The 15800-nt window shown below is 58.7% G+C and carries 11 protein-coding genes and 1 riboswitch; of the genes, 8 read left to right on the top strand and 3 right to left on the bottom strand.

Features of this window, described 5'->3' with window-relative positions; all coding sequences use genetic code 11:
• The first annotated feature begins 95 nt into the window (after positions 1–95).
• Positions 96–208: riboswitch (TPP riboswitch) on the top strand.
• 32 nt (positions 209–240) lie between these two features.
• The 4 genes from PG731_RS01675 (at position 241) to PG731_RS01660 (ending at position 4863) form a co-directional block, all read left to right on the top strand.
• Positions 241–846: an ECF transporter S component gene (locus tag PG731_RS01675; protein WP_101628070.1), complete on the top strand. Its 606-nt coding sequence runs from the start codon at positions 241–243 to the stop codon at positions 844–846.
• A 95-nt stretch (positions 847–941) separates the two neighbouring features.
• Positions 942–3377 carry an ATP-binding cassette domain-containing protein gene (locus tag PG731_RS01670; RefSeq protein WP_270771737.1) on the top strand — a complete coding sequence of 812 codons (2436 nt, stop codon included), beginning with the start codon at positions 942–944 and terminating at the stop codon, positions 3375–3377.
• The gene (locus PG731_RS01665) at positions 3377–3991 is read left to right on the top strand and encodes an AAA family ATPase (protein ID WP_270771735.1); all 615 of its coding nucleotides are present in this window, start codon (positions 3377–3379) and stop codon (positions 3989–3991) included. The genes PG731_RS01670 and PG731_RS01665 overlap by 1 nt, the downstream gene beginning before the upstream one ends.
• Positions 3992–4074: 83 nt before the next feature.
• Positions 4075–4863 (top strand): class I SAM-dependent methyltransferase, encoded by a 789-nt coding sequence (locus tag PG731_RS01660; protein WP_270771734.1) that lies wholly within the window; start codon positions 4075–4077, stop codon positions 4861–4863.
• 81 nt (positions 4864–4944) lie between these two features.
• Here the strand turns inward: PG731_RS01660 and PG731_RS01655 are convergent, their stop codons facing one another.
• Positions 4945–6030, bottom strand: a complete 1086-nt coding sequence (locus PG731_RS01655; protein ID WP_270771733.1) for a Gfo/Idh/MocA family protein — start codon at positions 6028–6030, stop codon at positions 4945–4947.
• Positions 6031–6097: 67 nt separating this feature from the next.
• Positions 6098–8791, bottom strand: coding sequence for a lysylphosphatidylglycerol synthase domain-containing protein (locus PG731_RS01650; RefSeq protein ID WP_270771732.1), 2694 nt, complete (start codon positions 8789–8791; stop codon positions 6098–6100).
• Between the two features lie 175 nt (positions 8792–8966).
• On the opposite strand from PG731_RS01650, the gene PG731_RS01645 reads away from it, so the two are divergent.
• The 3 genes from PG731_RS01645 to pheA are packed head-to-tail and all read left to right on the top strand — an operon-like array spanning position 8967 to position 12980.
• Positions 8967–9650 (top strand): DedA family protein, encoded by a 684-nt coding sequence (locus PG731_RS01645; RefSeq protein ID WP_270771915.1) that lies wholly within the window; start codon positions 8967–8969, stop codon positions 9648–9650.
• A gap of 3 nt (positions 9651–9653) precedes the next feature.
• A complete protein-coding gene (locus tag PG731_RS01640; protein WP_270771730.1) occupies positions 9654–11990 on the top strand; it encodes a DUF6541 family protein in 2337 nt (778 codons plus the stop codon).
• 12 nt (positions 11991–12002) lie between these two features.
• Positions 12003–12980 carry a prephenate dehydratase gene (gene pheA, locus PG731_RS01635; protein WP_270771728.1) on the top strand — a complete coding sequence of 326 codons (978 nt, stop codon included), beginning with the start codon at positions 12003–12005 and terminating at the stop codon, positions 12978–12980.
• 17 nt (positions 12981–12997) lie between these two features.
• Here the strand turns inward: pheA and PG731_RS01630 are convergent, their stop codons facing one another.
• Complete coding sequence (locus PG731_RS01630) at positions 12998–14338, bottom strand: diacylglycerol/lipid kinase family protein (protein WP_270771726.1); 1341 nt, start codon at positions 14336–14338, stop codon at positions 12998–13000.
• A gap of 185 nt (positions 14339–14523) precedes the next feature.
• On the opposite strand from PG731_RS01630, the gene serS reads away from it, so the two are divergent.
• A complete protein-coding gene (gene serS / locus PG731_RS01625) occupies positions 14524–15798 on the top strand; it encodes a serine--tRNA ligase (protein WP_270771725.1) in 1275 nt (424 codons plus the stop codon).
• The last annotated feature ends 2 nt before the right edge of the window (positions 15799–15800 follow it).

Below are 15800 nucleotides of genomic sequence, written 5' to 3'. Positions count from 1 at the left end.
CCGCACATCCACCATCAGCGTCCCGCACGTCCTTTCACTTTCTGAAATATCGACCGCCCGGATTCGCAATCTTTGTATCCGCTGATTAGGCTTTATTTCAGTGCCACGGGAACCCGCACGCGTGCTGGGTTGAGAGGAAGGCAAAGTGCCTTCGACCGTCGAACCTGAACCGGGTAATGCCGGCGTAGGGAGGCTTCCTACTCGTGAGCACCATGCTGTACACGAGAGGAGTTCTTCAGCATGAGTGACAACGTTGCATCTGCACCCCGCCTGAATTGGCGCGTCGTTGACATGGTGACCACCGCGATTCTTGGTGTTGCATGTGGTTTGCTGTTCCTGATCTGGAACCAGGTTGGTGGCTTGGGCTACGACGTTCTGGATGCAGTGACCCCCGGTTTCGGTGGTCTGATTACCGGTATTTGGCTGATCGGTGGCCCGATTGGTGGATTGATCGTCCGCAAGCCGGGTGCTGCAATCCTGGTTGAAGTCATTGCTGCTTCGGTTTCCGCTGCGCTGGGTTCACAGTGGGGTATTTCGACGCTGTACTCGGGTCTTGCTCAGGGTCTGGGCGCCGATATCATCTTCGCTCTCTTCGTTTACCGTCGCTTCAGCCTGACGGTTGCCGCCCTTTCGGGTGCCGGTGCCGGTGTGGGCGCGTGGATCCTTGAGTTCCTGGCGTTCGGCAACATGGCGAAGTCCTTCGGCTTCAACATCACGTACTTCATCACACTGATCATTTCGGGTGCGATTGCGGGCCTGCTGGCATGGCTGCTGGTTCGCGGTCTTGCGCAGACTGGCGCGCTGGATCGTTTCGCGGCCGGTCGCGAGGTTCGGACTCGCGTCTGATGAATTGACGAGGCCTGGACCCGCTGGCGACGGCACAAGCCACCGCCAGCGGGTCCAGGCTTTATCGGTCTCTACTCTTTCTGGGGCGTTGCACTATGAGCACTAATCTGCCTGATCCCGGTATTCCTGCTTCTCACTCTGACTCGTTACGTGGGGAGGATGCCAAGGCACCTCGTACCCCCGCGTCGGTAGTGATCGAAGACTGGGGTTGGCGTCATGGCGGTCGTCTGAAGTGGACGCTCGATGGGGTGAATCTGCAGATTAACCCGGGTGAGCGCGTTCTGGTTTTAGGCCCAAGTGGCTCAGGTAAGTCGACGTTGATGGCAGGTTTGGCTGGCCTGCTCGGTGGGGAAGATGAGGGTGAAGCGCGAGGCTCCCTATTGGTCGAGGGCGAAAAGCCGGAGAATCTTCGCGGTCGCATCGGCTTGATGATGCAAGATCCTGAGGCTCAGGTTGTGCTTGCGCGTGTCGGTGATGACGTGGCGTTCGGCATGGAGAACCTCGGGGTTGTGCGCGAAGAGATGTGGCCGCGCGTTGATGCCGCTTTGGAAGCGGTTGGCCTGAATGTCAGCCGTGATCGCAATACGTCGATGCTGTCGGGCGGTCAGAAACAGCGCCTCGCACTCGCGTCGATTTTGGCGATGCAGCCCGGTCTTCTGCTTCTTGATGAGCCGACCGCAAACCTTGATCCGGAAGGCGTTGCGGGGGTTCGCGACGCGGTTGAGCGTGTCCTTGCTGTGAGTGGCGCAACGATGGTCGTTATTGAGCATCGCGTGGATGTGTGGGCGTCGCTCGTTGATCGTGTGATCGTGATCCTCGATGGCGCCGTTGCAGCTGATGGTCCGATTGAGCAAGTGCTTGCCGAGCAGGGTGAGACGCTGAAACAGCGTGGCATCTGGCTTCCCGTCGACGATGTTGTTGCCGCGCTCGGAGCAAGCGAAGTAGAGAATCAGGCTCTCGATAACGGAGGGCAGACAGACTCCACTCCCATCCTGTCAGTTCGTGACCTGACGATCGGCTACTCACCGGAGCATCCTGTCCGCACCGGTATCAGCCTCGATATTCCGCGAGGCCAATCGACCTGCCTCGTTGGCGCGAACGGTGCGGGCAAGACGACTCTCGCCCTGACGCTCGCCGGCCTGTTACCGCAGATTGAAGGCACAATCAGTGCCAGCCCGAAGGATGGTCTTCCCAGCGAATCCGCTGACCCGCACGAGTGGCGTTCGAAAGACCTCCTAGGCCGAATCTCTATGGTCTTCCAGGAACCCGAGTATCAGTTCGTCTCTACAACTGTGCGCGGTGAGCTTGAGATCGGCCCTCGTCAAGCGGGAATCGATGAAGACGAGTTGGCCGACCTCGTTGATGAGCACCTGGCCGCACTGGGCCTAACCGCACTTGCTGGCGCGAACCCAATGACCCTGTCGGGTGGCGAAAAGCGCCGACTTTCTGTTGCGAGCGCGCTGATCAGCGCACCCGAACTGCTGATTCTCGACGAACCGACGTTCGGCCAGGATCGCACAACGTGGCTTGAATTGGTCAGATTGCTTCGCCGTGCGCAGGCTCTCGGAACGACGCTCGTCTCGATTACGCACGACCCCGCCTTCGTCGAAGCGATGGGACAGAACGTCATCGACCTCGGTAACGTCGGCGTTGCGCCAGCGGGTGCGAATTCGTCGCTTGCGCCCACGATCCCAACGGACGAGGCCGGCCACGCTTCATCGGACGCCACCTTGGAAGAGAAGGCCGAGCACTCCGCCACAGAGCCGACGCGCCCCAAGCGTTTTATCGAATTGGTGAACCCGGTGACGCAGGTGCTGTCCCTGATTCTGATGACGACGCCGTTAATCCTGTCGATCGACGTCATATCCGCCGGCATTGCGCTGGTACTGGAACTTTTGCTTCTGCCGGTGACGCATATTCGCGCCCGGACGATCGCGTTCCGCATGATCCCACTGTTCCTCGCAGCGCCTTTGGCTGCCCTGTCGATGTTGCTGTACGCGAATCCCGCGGGCGAAATCTTCTGGTCATTCGGTCCCGCAATCATCTCGGAGCGCTCCGTGTGGATGGCAGCCGGAATCTTTCTGCGCGTCCTGGCAATCGGCATGCCGGCAATCGTGTTGCTGTCGCGGATTGATCCGACCGACATGGCGGACGGTCTGGCGCAGATCCTGCACGTTCCCGCCCGTCCCGTGCTGGCAACCTTAGCGGCGGCCCGCATGACCGGGCTGATGACCGCTGACTGGAAGGGTTTGGAGCAGGCGCGTCGGATCCGAGGAATCGGGGACGCTCACAAGGTCGTGTCACTGGCCCGGGGTTCGTTCTCACTGCTCGTGTTCGCTTTGCGCCGTAGCGCGAAACTGTCACTGACGATGGAAGCACGAGGCTTCGGCGCAACCGGACCTCGCACGTGGGCGCGCCAGTCCTCCATGGGTGTTCGAGACATTATCATGCTGATCGTCTCGATTCTGGTGCCGATCATCGCGTTGAGTGCTGCCGTCTATTTCGGTTACTTTGCCTTGATTGGGCGCTGATGTTGACGAACAAACAGGCTGAACAACGGCGGTTTTTCTGGTCTCCGAGTCAGCCGTTACCCGCCGAGATTGTCAAAGCGACACTGACCCACGCGCACGCCTCAGCCAGTAAAACCCCGATCATTCTGGTTGACGGATTGTCGGGCGCAGGCAAGTCCACGTTCGCACTCGCTCTTCGTGATGCTCTGAATGGCATGACTGGCGGATACACGTGGCGAATCATTGGCCCCGACGAGTGGTATCGCGGTTGGCAGGGTCTCGCCGGCGCACAATCCGTCACCGAAACGGTGATGGCCGACCTTCGTGCGGGTCGCATCGCCACCTATCGCCCCTGGGATTGGGAAGCATCCACTGAACGTGACCCAAAGCAGGTTCTTCCCGGTGTTCCCACGATCGTTGAAGGGTGCGGGGCGCTGACTGAGCGTAGTTGTGCGCTCGCGGACTACGTCATCTGGGTCGAAGCTGAGGGCGGCGAACCCGTCCGCTACGACCGCGCGATTGCCCGCGATGGAGACACCTATCGGCCACATTGGCGCACCTGGGCCGAGCAAGATGATGCTCGCCTTCTGGTCGATCAACCACAAGAGCTCGCTGACGCGATCGTTCTGACCTGACATTGCGCGAGCCTATTGCCTACCCAACGCATTCGTCTGTCCCATCCTCGCCTGAGCGTTCGCAGTGACTAGACTTCTCGCTGATGAATCCTTTCGACATTGCCTCCCCCGAGTACGCCTCGGTGCGTCCGGCATACCCAGCTTCGGTCGTTGACCAGCTTGTCGAAGTGACGAGGCGGGGCTTGGCAGATCATTCCGCTAGCAAGAGTGATCCCGCTGGTGAGCAGGGCCCGCGCATTGCCGATATTGGTGCTGGAACAGGAAAAATGAGCGCGCTTATTGCCGAGCGTGGCATATGCGTGGAGGCTGTTGAACCATCAGAAGCAATGCGCCAGCAGATGAGTGAAGCACTCGAAGATCGCTCACCGCGCTGGCGTCACCTCATCGCGATTCACAATGGAACCGCAGAAGATACCGGTTTGCCGACCGGCAGTGTCGACCTCGTTGTCTATGCGCAATCGTGGCACTGGGTCGACGAAGAGCTCGCGAGCTACGAAGCAAGCCGAATCTTGAAGGATCGCGGTGGGATTGGAGTGGTGTGGAACCAAATGGATGTTTCCATCCCCTGGGTTCATCGCCTGACCAGAATTATGAGGTCCGGTGACGTGCACCGACCCGACAAGCCACCGAGCTTTTCCAACCAATTCACTGAGCCGGTGCTTGGCCTCGTGAACTTCGAAGAGCGCATCACCCCTGAGGACATTCTTCGCTTGGGCACAACGCGATCGTCCTACCTGCGCCAAAACGAAGGTGGACGGGCGCGGATGCAGGACAATCTGCGCTGGTACCTCTACGAACACCTCGCCTACGAGCCTGGAAAACCGGTGACCATTCCGTATACGACGCTCGTGTGGACGGCGCATAAGCGCTGAAACACACTGAAAGAAGCGACCCCGCTTTCCCAAAGAGGAAAACGGGGCCATTCAAACGTGTGAAGTCAGGAAAGCTGACGCTCACTTCTCCCACGGGTAAACGATGTTCGTCTGAGCGCGCATCTCGTCCAGAAGTTCCATCACGCGCAGGGTCGCTGACCTGGGCATCGTGTCGGATTCTTTCTTGCCGGCGGTCAAGCAACGAGCGACCTCGGCCGCCTGGTACTGGAAGCCACCGGGGACGATGCCCGACCATTCAACGGTCTCACCATTTTCGCGCTTGCCTTCACCGAAAGTGCGCAGGCGCAGAGTCGAGGGACGGTAGAACTGCTCTTCCATCTCAACAGCGCCGCGTTCGAAAACAACTTCGCCGTAGGTTGCGGATCGGCCATTGAAGTTCGAGGCCGCCATTGCCACCGCGGTGTCGGTCTTCAATAGGGCGGCGGACTGGACGTCGACCCCCAGATCGGTGAGGTTTGCGGTTGCTCCCACAAGCTTCACGTCCGGAAGAATCTGGTGGACGAAAGACATCGAGTAGACGCCAAGATCCATCAGAGCGCCACCACCGAGCTCGGGATCCCACATGCGACGAATATGCTCCAGCTTTTGGCCGTGATCAGCGTGAACGGTCGAAACCGCACCGAGACCACCATTGGCGACAATCTGGCTGAGTACCTTCTGGTGTGGCAGGTGACGCGTCCACATGGCTTCCATGCAGAACAGGTTCTTTTCCTTCGCCAGATCCAGGACACGCTTCGCGGAAACGGCATCCATGGTGAAACACTTTTCCACCAAGACCGGCTTGCCGGCGTTGAGCGCGAGGGTCGCTAGTTTCTCGTGGTGCGGGTGGACGGTGGCGACGTAGACGGCGTCAATATCATCGGCTGCAACGAGGTCCTCGTACGAGTCGTAGGCCTTTTCGACGTTGTAGGTTGCGGCGAACTCTTGAGCGCGCTTCGGATCGCGAGCTGCGATACCTGCCATCACGCCGGACGAGTAGGCGGCGACGTCATGAGCAAAAACTGCTGCAATTCCGCCAGCACCGAGGATGCCCCAGCGAATTGCGGGCGCTTCCATCGGATCAAGGAGTTCCACGCCTGCGGCCAGTTCGGCCAGGGGAGCGGGTAGAGGGGCAAGGGCTGTATGAGGATTCGACTGCGTTGTCATACCCCTATTGTTTCATAGCGAATGAAAATCGTCGCGTGGTCGAACAAGAGTACTCACGCACTGAGAATCAGAGCAGGTCCTTGCGCTCCATGTACTTCATCGCCAGCCAACCGAAGGGGATACGACCGTAGAACGTTACCAGACGGTAGAGGACCGCGGTGGGCAGGCCGATTGATAGGGGAACGCCGGCAACCTGAAGACCGGCGGTGAGGGTAGCTTCGACAGGACCAATACCGCCGGGCGAGGGGATGACAGAACCCAGAGAGTTCGAAGCCAAGTAGGTCAAAGCCAGTGACAGGAGGTCCATGGAACCACCCATCGCGGCAAGGGCCGCCCAGAAAGCTCCGATGAAACCGACGTTCATCAGAACATTTCCGCCAAGAATGGCAAGCAGACGTTGAGGCTGTCCAACAATCCAGATCAGACGGGGGTGCACCTGAGTCCATGTCGGCTCGATCTTCGACCACACCCACTTTCTGAACTGCGGAATCGACAAGAGAGCTGCAATCACTGCAATGACAACGACAACGACCGCAAGGATCGTGCCATACGGCAACTGGACGGAGAAAGAACTGCCGTTGAGTACCATCGCGATCAGCAGGAACAACAGGATGAACGCCAACTGGATCAACTGTTGCAAAGTGACCGTGGTGGCAGCGACAACCGTGCCAACCTTCTTCTTTTTCAATAGTCGCAGGTTGACGACCGCGGGACCGACGCCGGCGGGGGCAACGATCGTCGCGATCGATGCGCCGATCTGGGCGGTGACAGCCTCCCAGAAGCGTAGTTTCACGGGGCTGAGTGCCATCAGTGGGATCGCGCCACCAACCCATGTCAAGCATGCGAGTCCAAACGAGAGCGCCATCCACCACGGGTTCGCCTGCGTCACCGCTGTCGTAATGTCTTCGAAGTTCATCGAGCCCAAAACAACGACGAGCGCCGTGAAAAGAACTGCCACCATGATTACGGTGCGCGGGCGGAAACGCTGAAGATCCGTCAACTCCACTTCATCGTCAGATTCAACGCCCATCAACTGCGCTCGCAGGTTTTCCACCAGGTCAGTTCGGCGCACGTTTTGTCGGACGCTCATCGGTAACACCGGTCCCTGTAACACGGCTGCGCACGAGGTCAAGACTTCGGGCGCCACCGTTCTGCGGGCCGATTCCAAAGCTCGTTCACTGCCGACGGCAAGCGAGAGCAAGACAAGCATCTGGGCAATGTCGATACGGCGGTTGAGCTCAGTGGTTGCGACCTCGCCCTTTTGCCAATCGACAATCCACAGTTCCCCCCTATCGTCTAATAGCACGGCATCCTGGGAAAGATCCCGGTGGCTAATACCGCTTCGATGGGCGGCACGAAGCTGCGTCCACGCCTCATCGAGCATCGCGTCACTGATCTGGTCAGCCTCGAATGACGTGAGCGGAGCCGTCGCTGGAAGCGCCTGCGATACGGAAATAAACGACTCGCCAGCCTGAGCAATTCCAGCAACGTCGGGGGTGTGAACACCAGCTTTACGGGCTGCAAGGGAAGTCAGCGTAGCGCGTTCCGTTGTTGCCTTCAGAGACGGGGAAATCCATCGCGAAATTCCGCGCAAGCGCACGTTGTTCCACACGTCAACAAGCGTTCCGACAATCTCGCGACCGGGATCCAACGCCACCACTTCATACAGCTGATCATCAACGGTCCACACCTGATAATGACGATTTTCGTCAACGTCAGGCCGACGATTCACCGTGTATTCGACCGTCTGCACGTCACGACTTTGAATGTGGAGCCGGCCTCGTGAATCTTCGATAATCGACCAAGCCGAAAGTGGTTCGCTTGATGTATCCAAATCGGTACGCACCACGCGAACTGGCACCAGACCCAAGTCCAAAAGAGCGGAAACGATATCCGTACCCGAGGCGCGACGATCCTCGAAGCCGAAAAACCACCGCGCAATTGAACCAACGATCCGGCCGATGAACACGGAAATGAACGCGCTCGGCAGAGTCATCGACGAACGCATCACACCAAGGAAAACAATCACCCACAGGCCGATCCACGCCCACCGGACGGTTCGCATATTCTGCATCTCGCCCGCGACAGTGAACATTGCGCAGAGCGTGATTACGATCAGGTTGATCCCCAGCGCCGTTGACGTCGTATCACCCAACAGTGCGACAGCCTTCGCCACGCGAAGAGGAGCCGTGATGTCATCAGGTAGCAGTGAAGTCGCCCAGAGGAGCGCCCACCCCACCAGTACCGCGACGATCGCCGTGCCCACAGAATGAGCGATCGCGGAAATACGCCGACGTAAGGCCAGCGCAACCACAATCGCAATCGGAGCGATCAGGACAACGCTGCCCTCGATCAACGTGATCGGAAGAAGCAGAATTTCACGAATGAAACGAAAACGAAGGACATCCTCTGTCACACCCTGCGTAGTCGCGTTCGCAAAAACGCCGATTGCCCACGTGGCAGCGATTCCGAAAACACAGAAAAGTGCTTGAAACAAGTCCTCGCGACGTCGCCTGCGCGGAGTCTGCCTATCCGCATAGTGAACGGGGACGGACAGACGGCCAGGTGTGTGGGGTTTCGCTTCATCATCCACGCCGTCGTCAACCACGTCAGATTCGGTATCCGCGGTGTCAGCCAGCGCTTCAGATTCCGCATAATTCTGCGGGTCTTCAGTGGTCTCGTGGTCTGCGAGGGCAGAAACAGTCTGAGAGGAAACGTCACCGGAACCTGCGGGTGTGACGTCATCCTCTGTGTACTCCATGCTCTCAATCCTAACTGCGAGCGCTTGACGGGTAGGGTGTGAAGCGCGGGAATATGCCGAGCGCTACGTCCCGCCAACGCGCGAGAAAAGCTCGCACGAGTATCAAGGAGACTGAGTGAACTTATCGACCCTCGCCACCGACCTTCTGCCGGCGCTTTCGCCTACCCTGTCGCCGATGGCCGATTCAAGCTGGCTGAGCACGTTCATCGGCTGGTTCCATGATCCGGAGGGCTTGCTTCTAGCAATGGGCCCGTGGGTTTTGTGGGGCACACTTGCGATCGTGCTGATCGAGTCGGGCGTCTTGTTCCCGGTTCTTCCCGGTGACTCCTTGCTGTTCACAGCGGGTCTTCTGCACGACCGTCTGGGTTTGCACCTGCCAACTCTGGTCATCCTGACCTTCATCGCCGCATTTATCGGTGCGCAGATCGGCTATTGGCTGGGTGCGCGCTACGGTCGTCGCCTGTTTTCTGACGATGCGCGCTTCTTGAAGACCGAGCATCTGCACAAAGCGGAGAGCTACTTCCTGAACTACGGCGGTCGCGCGCTGGTGATTGGTCGATTCATCCCCTTCGTGCGCACTTTCATTCCGCTTGCTGCAGGCATTGCACGCTACCCCTACCCGAAGTTCTTAGCGTTTAACTCGCTTGGCTCGTTGCTCTGGGGCGCAGGCATCACCTACCTGGGTTCGGTCTTGGGTGGCGTCGACTTCGTGCACGATCACCTGTCGATCATTATTTTGACGATCGTGTTCGTCTCCCTGATCCCGATGATCGTTGAGTTCATCCTTCACCGTTCGCACAAGGACCAGGCCGAACCCGCTGTAGACGCTTTAGACGCGGGCACGCTTCCGCAGGAGTAAAACGTGCTTGGACAGTGGTGGGCTGCCGGACCGATCTTGGTGGAGATGGCGATTGCGCTGATTCTGCCGGGAGTCTTCTGGGTGCGATCCTGGGTGCGCTCTTCCGTTATTGCGGTTGGCATTGCTCCCGCGATCACGCTTGGCTTCCTGACAATCCTGTCCGTTGTTTTTGATCGTGGCGATGTCACGTGGTCTCGTGAAAAAGTATTTCCCCTGCTCGGGATCGCTTTCGTTTTGGGATGCGTGAACTGGTTGTTTGCTACCGCTCGCCGTGCTGGTGGAGGGCGCCTCCAGCCGGGAAGCTTGCTGTCACACATTGGACCACGTCAGCCTCTGGGTGCTGAGCAGGTTCGAGTGCGAGCCTCAATGTGGGTGATGATCGCCGTCGGTACGTTCGTAGCAGCCCTTCCGATGCTGTTGCACGCAAGCCCAAGAAATCCCGTCCAGCAGTGGGATTCAACATTCCATTTGAATGGCGTGTGGACGATCGTGCAAACCAGGAACGCTTCACCCTTCGGTGGTCTTTCTGACCTCTACGGTGGTCGAGACGTTTTCTATCCGACCACGTGGCATGCTTTCACTGCCCTGTTCGCAACCCCGAAGACAGTTGTTCTGACCGCGAATGTGACATCGCTGGTTCTGATGCTGGTCTGGGTTATTGGTGCGACCGCGATGACCAGCGTCATTACGCGTAAACGCGGAGCGATTCTTGCAGCCCCCGTTCTGGCAGGCGCTCTGTTGGATATGCCTGCGGACAACCTGACGATGTACAACCAGTGGCCATTGGCGACCGGTCTTGCTCTGATCCCAGGCGTTGTTGCGCTCGCGGTGATCGTCGGTCGGCGCTTGCTGGATGCGCGTCGGGTGGGTGTGGGTGCGCTTGCTCATCAGATCCCGTTGACGATCCTGCTACTGGCAGGAATGTTTGGCGCGTCCGTTGCTCACCCGAGTTCTGCGTTCACGATCTACGTCATGCTGATTGCCGCGTTCCTTTCGGGTGTCGGTGGGGGCGCGATTCGCGCCTACCGTCGTGGCGCTCGATCCCTTGCTTTCGTCGGGGGACTTGTCTGCGTGGCGAGCCTCGTCACCCCCTTCTTGCTTTTGACGACGGGCAAAATTCGCGCGATGGGCAACTATCCGCGAGCTGGAATCTCGTGGGAGTACGCGTTTAGCCACACGTTCACGCCCGCGCCACCGTTCTCGCAAACGACCGCGATGACAATGCTGATCGCCGTCCAAGTTGTCCTACTGCTGGTCGGCATTGCGGTGAGCGTTGACGCCTTCAGCGTTTTCCGCATCGACGAGGCCGGGCCTGCCCAACATGCCGACACCCCCGATTGGGAGCCGGGTGCGATTTGGCCGATCGTCTCTTACCTGCTGTTCTGCTTGCTGACTTTCTTGGCGTATGCGCCGATTGGGGAGTTCCGCACATTCCTTTTGGCCCCCTGGTACTTGGATCCGCGACGGATCATGGGACCGCATGGACTGACAATGGTGCCGTTGATGGCGATAGGTTTCGAGCGGATTTCCTTCCTTGTTTTTGAGTGGGTAGCCCGCGTTTCGCAGGGTGTAACCGCGCAGCTCACCCATGAAGACGACGGCGGAACCGAAGAGGTAGCGCACGTCTTGAGAACCGAAGAAGTGGCGCAACCCGGCGGAGCTCAAGAGGGGGTGCAAGCCGGTGAAGCCGAAGAACCAGAATTCTTCGGAGCCAGCGAAACCGACGAACTGGTGGGCGCCAACATGGGCGAAGAGAGCCTGCCTGCACTATTCCCACGCTGGTTGATCGACGTTGTTATCGGCGTCCTGCTTCTGCTACTCACCGGCGGAGGTGCCTTGGATGCGCGCCTTCGCGCCACCGACTACGTCTACGACCCAGAAAACCTGGGGAAGCCGGGCATGGCTGACACCGCTGAGCTCGCAATGATTCGTCGAATGCAACTGCTGATTCCCGGAGATTCGCTTGTCCTGGGTGATCCGATTGCGGGCGCGGCGTACACGGAAGTTCTTGGACAGCATGATGCGGTTTTCCCTCAGCTGTCGACCACCAATAACGAGGAACGCTGGCAGCAGGTTCTGGTGAAGCACTTCAACGAGATCCACGACAATCCTGAAGTGTGCGAGGTCGTGAACCAGATGGGGATTACGCATTACTACGCCGATGAAGATGGAAAGTATTACAACTTCCTGCGTTCGTCTCGATTCCCGGGCCTGTACAACGTTGATACCTCGTATGGCTTTGAATTAGTGGATCAAGGCGGAACCGCGAAGCTCTACAGGATCACGGCATGTGACGCCGTATCTGAGAACGCCGACTCTGCTTCTGCGGAAAACAAATAACGAAGGACATCAATGTCATTGCGAATCGCATTTCTTGGACCGTTCGGAACGTTCACCGAACAGGCCGTGCGCCAAGTCGCGCCAGTCGACGCGACACTGATGCCGATGACCAGTGCACCACAGGCTCTGGCCGCCGTTCGCCAGGGCAAAGCCGACCGCGCGGTTGTGCCGATCGAGAATTCAATTGAGGGTGGCGTGAACGCGACTCTTGATTCACTCTCCCGAGGTGAGCCACTGGTGATCGTTGCTGAAATGGTTGTCCACGTGGTGTTCCAGCTGGCTGTTCGTCCGGGAACCCGGCCCGAAGATGTTCGTCGCATTGGTACGCACCCGCACGCGTGGGCTCAGTGTCGTGGATGGGTTGAAGCCACTTTCCCGGGCGCTGTTCATGTGCCTGCCACTTCCACGGCAGCCGGGGCAGAAATCCTTTCCGGTGGTGACGCCCCGTTTGATGCGGCTCTCTGCAACGAGGTTTCGGTTCAGACCTATGGTCTTGAAGCGATGTACACGGACGTCGCTGATAATCCGGGTGCTGTGACGCGTTTTGTCCTGGTGTCGAAGCCGGGCCAGATCCCCGCGCCAACGGGTGCGGATAAGACGACGATCCAGGTTGCTCTTCCGGTGAATGAGTCCGGTGCATTGCTGACCCTGTTGGAGCAGTTCGCTGTCCGCGGTGTCGACCTTTCGCGTATTGAGTCTCGCCCAAGCGGTGACGGTTTGGGTGACTACACGTTCAGCATCGACATTGTTGGACACATTTCTGAAGAACGTGTTCAAGCCTCTCTTGTTGGTCTGCATCGCTATTCGCCCGAGGTTCGTTTTATGGGTTCGTACCCGCGCGTTGACGGAGTGGAAGCACATGTTCTGCGTGGAACCAGCGACGAGGATTTCCACGCGGGTCGCGCCTGGGTTGCGTCAATTCTTCAGGGTGGAAATGGCGTTGACGTTCCGGATTACCCGGTTGCACCGTCGTGGCCGTTGAACGGCTGACTGCTTATTTCCCGGTTTCAGTTTTCGAGGCCGGGAACTGCAATATCTAGAGCCTGTGGATCAAGCCGGACGTGAACGGTTCGCGCAGTTCCGATCGCGTCACCATCAACCTGAATCACCTGGGGTGATTGAGCGGCGACGGATGCGCCCTCTGCCTGCCTGAACTGAATCTTGCCGGCGGAAACCGGAAGATTCATGGTCTTCACACCCAGTCCCTGTCCCATGATCTTCAAGGACAGGTCCGCCCAGCCCAGTACGCCAGCTTCCGTGTTGACGGCAATGACATCAATCAGCCCGTCATCGACGCGAGCACCCGGTGCCAAGGTGATGAATGGAAGTTCCCCGCAGTTCGCAAACATGACAGTGCGCGAATGAACCCACGTGAGAACTGATTCGGGCTGATCGGGGACGCTGACCCCGCTGATCGTTGCGGATTCGTCGACGACGCGAGAGTGCTCATCATCTCCGGGAGCGTCCCCGACAGGATCAGTGATCGGTTTCGGGTTGCGGAGCATCAAGCGAAGTTTTGTTCCTTCCTTCGCGATTGCTCCGAGGGCTGCTACCACATAGGCAACCCATCCAACCTTCTTCTTCAGTTCTGAATCGGTCGCAGCCATCGTTTCGCCGTCGAAGCCAAGACCGGCGATGACGACAAACGAATACTCGTCCGTTCCGGGCAGATTCTGAGCGCGGTGAGCCAGTGAGGACTCCGCATGATCGAGTGATGACGGAGTATCTGTGTCGACTCTGTTCTTCGTCAGAGCCGCCCGCACCAGCATTCCCTCCGCGGGAATCTCGGAAGGCGTGTCGACGTTGTCGACGCGCAACCACCCGCAGTCAAGCGCCTGGTGGTTTTCTCCCAGAGCAATGCGCATCGCTTGGGCTGGATCGTTGATCGGAATTCCTAGGTTACGGGCCAGAATATTGCCGGTGCCGGCGGGAATAATGCCCATACGTACACCCGACCCAGCAACGCCCGCGGCCACAGCGCGCACCGTGCCGTCACCACCGGAAGCAATGATGATGGATGCGCCCTGCGCCAAAGCATCAATTGCTTGACCGGTGCCGGGGTCTTCCGCGGTTGTTTCATGCCAATGCACGTGGTCAATGCCCATCTGATGTGCAGCCTGATTGACTTCGGCTTTGAAAGCATCCACATCATCATGTTTGACCGGATTCACGATCACCCACGGACGTGGGCGACCGCGCTTGGGATCGAAAACGGAACTGGGGGCGAGCATCGCATCTTTGCGCAGTTGCAGGCGTGCTTGACGCGTCTGATACCAGCGCCAGAGCCACACGACGCCAAAGAGAACGAACGCAAGAGCAAGAATGCCCATCACAATCCAGATCGTCATGCATCAAGACTATCGATCGAACGCTTTTCACGCCCCGCCAGAAAACAAAATTGTGGATAAGTCGAATCCACAATCCATCGCTGTGGAAACGCCTTTTCCACATCCGAAGCCTGTTCACTCGCGTTATCCACACAAGCGTTGGTCGTGAATAACGCTAGGCCGAGCCCTGCCCTAAGATTGGAAACATGATTGATATTCGCGCACTTCGTGAAAACCCTGAGCCCGCCCGCGCGTCCCAGCGCGCACGCGGTGGCGATGTTGAACTTGTCGACCGCATCCTTGAAGCTGATGCACTGCGTCGCACCAGCCTGCAGGATTTCGAATCCCTTCGATCTACCCAGAAGGAAGTTTCCAAGTCGGTCGGTAAGGCATCCAAGGAAGAACGCCCTGCGATTCTCGCTCAGGCGAAGGAACTTGCCGAACAGGTGAAGGCTCTCGAAGCCAAGGCGAACGAAGCGGACGCAGAGGCTGACCGTCTTGCACGCCTGTTGCCGAACCTCGTCCTCGATGGTGTTCCGGTTGGTGGTGAAGAAGACTTCGTCGTCCTGCGCCACGAAGGCCCCAAGCCACGTGACTTCGCAGCCGAAGGCTTCGAACCCGCAGACCACCTGGCCATTGGTGAAGGCCTCGACGCGATTGACACCAAGCGTGGCGCAAAGGTCTCCGGCGCGCGCTTCTACTACCTCAAGGGCATCGGCGCTCGCCTTGAACTCGCCCTGATGACAATGGCACTCGATCAGGCCGTGAAGGCTGGTTTTGTCCCGATGATGACCCCGACTCTCGTGACCCCCGCAGTCATGGGCGGTACCGGCTTCCTCAACGAGCACTCGGACGAGATCTACTACCTGCCCGCTGACGACCTGTACCTGACCGGTACGTCCGAAGTGGCCCTTGCGGGCTACCACGCCGACGAGATCCTCGATCTGTCCGACGGTCCGAAGCGTTACCTGGGGTGGTCCACCTGCTACCGTCGCGAAGCCGGTTCTGCAGGCAAGGACACACGTGGCATCATCCGCGTCCACCAGTTCAACAAGGCTGAAATGTTCTCCTACTGCCGTCCCGAGCAGGCCGAAGAAGAGCACCAGCGCTTCCTGGCATGGGAAGAAGAAATGCTCCGCAAGGTTGAGCTTCCCTACCGCGTCATTGACACGGCTGCCGGCGACCTCGGCACCTCGGCTGCACGCAAGTTCGACTGCGAAGCATGGCTGCCGACCCAGGAACGCTACATGGAGGTCACGTCGACCTCGAACTGCACCACTTTCCAGGCACGTCGCCTGGGCATTCGTGAGCGCCGCGAAGATGGCATGGCCGCAGTGGCGACGCTGAACGGCACTCTTGCCACCACTCGCTGGCTGGTTTCGATCCTCGAAAATCACCAGCAGGCAGACGGCTCGGTCTACGTTCCCGAAGCACTGCGCCCGTACCTAGGTGGTCTGGAAGTGCTCAAGCCCGTCAAGTGACA

Origin of the sequence: Pauljensenia sp. OF14-1SRA (genome assembly GCF_027694595.1) — a bacterium.
GTDB lineage: Bacteria > Actinomycetota > Actinomycetes > Actinomycetales > Actinomycetaceae > Pauljensenia > Pauljensenia turicensis_B.
The sequence above is the reverse complement of the archived record's forward strand: the minus strand, read 5'-3'. Positions and strand labels throughout refer to the sequence as shown.

What these genes read in the sequence shown, in the direction of transcription:
- PG731_RS01665 (WP_270771735.1), top strand. Translation starts at nt 3,377, where the DNA reads ATGTTGACGAACAAACAGGCTGAACAACGGCGGTTTTTCTGGTCTCCG.
- PG731_RS01655 (WP_270771733.1), bottom strand. Translation starts at nt 6,030, where the DNA reads ATGACAACGCAGTCGAATCCTCATACAGCCCTTGCCCCTCTACCCGCT.
- pheA (WP_270771728.1), top strand. Translation starts at nt 12,003, where the DNA reads ATGTCATTGCGAATCGCATTTCTTGGACCGTTCGGAACGTTCACCGAA.
- PG731_RS01630 (WP_270771726.1), bottom strand. Translation starts at nt 14,338, where the DNA reads ATGACGATCTGGATTGTGATGGGCATTCTTGCTCTTGCGTTCGTTCTC.
- PG731_RS01675 (WP_101628070.1), top strand. Translation starts at nt 241, where the DNA reads ATGAGTGACAACGTTGCATCTGCACCCCGCCTGAATTGGCGCGTCGTT.
- PG731_RS01670 (WP_270771737.1), top strand. Translation starts at nt 942, where the DNA reads ATGAGCACTAATCTGCCTGATCCCGGTATTCCTGCTTCTCACTCTGAC.
- PG731_RS01650 (WP_270771732.1), bottom strand. Translation starts at nt 8,791, where the DNA reads ATGGAGTACACAGAGGATGACGTCACACCCGCAGGTTCCGGTGACGTT.
- serS (WP_270771725.1), top strand. Translation starts at nt 14,524, where the DNA reads ATGATTGATATTCGCGCACTTCGTGAAAACCCTGAGCCCGCCCGCGCG.
- PG731_RS01645 (WP_270771915.1), top strand. Translation starts at nt 8,967, where the DNA reads ATGGCCGATTCAAGCTGGCTGAGCACGTTCATCGGCTGGTTCCATGAT.
- PG731_RS01660 (WP_270771734.1), top strand. Translation starts at nt 4,075, where the DNA reads ATGAATCCTTTCGACATTGCCTCCCCCGAGTACGCCTCGGTGCGTCCG.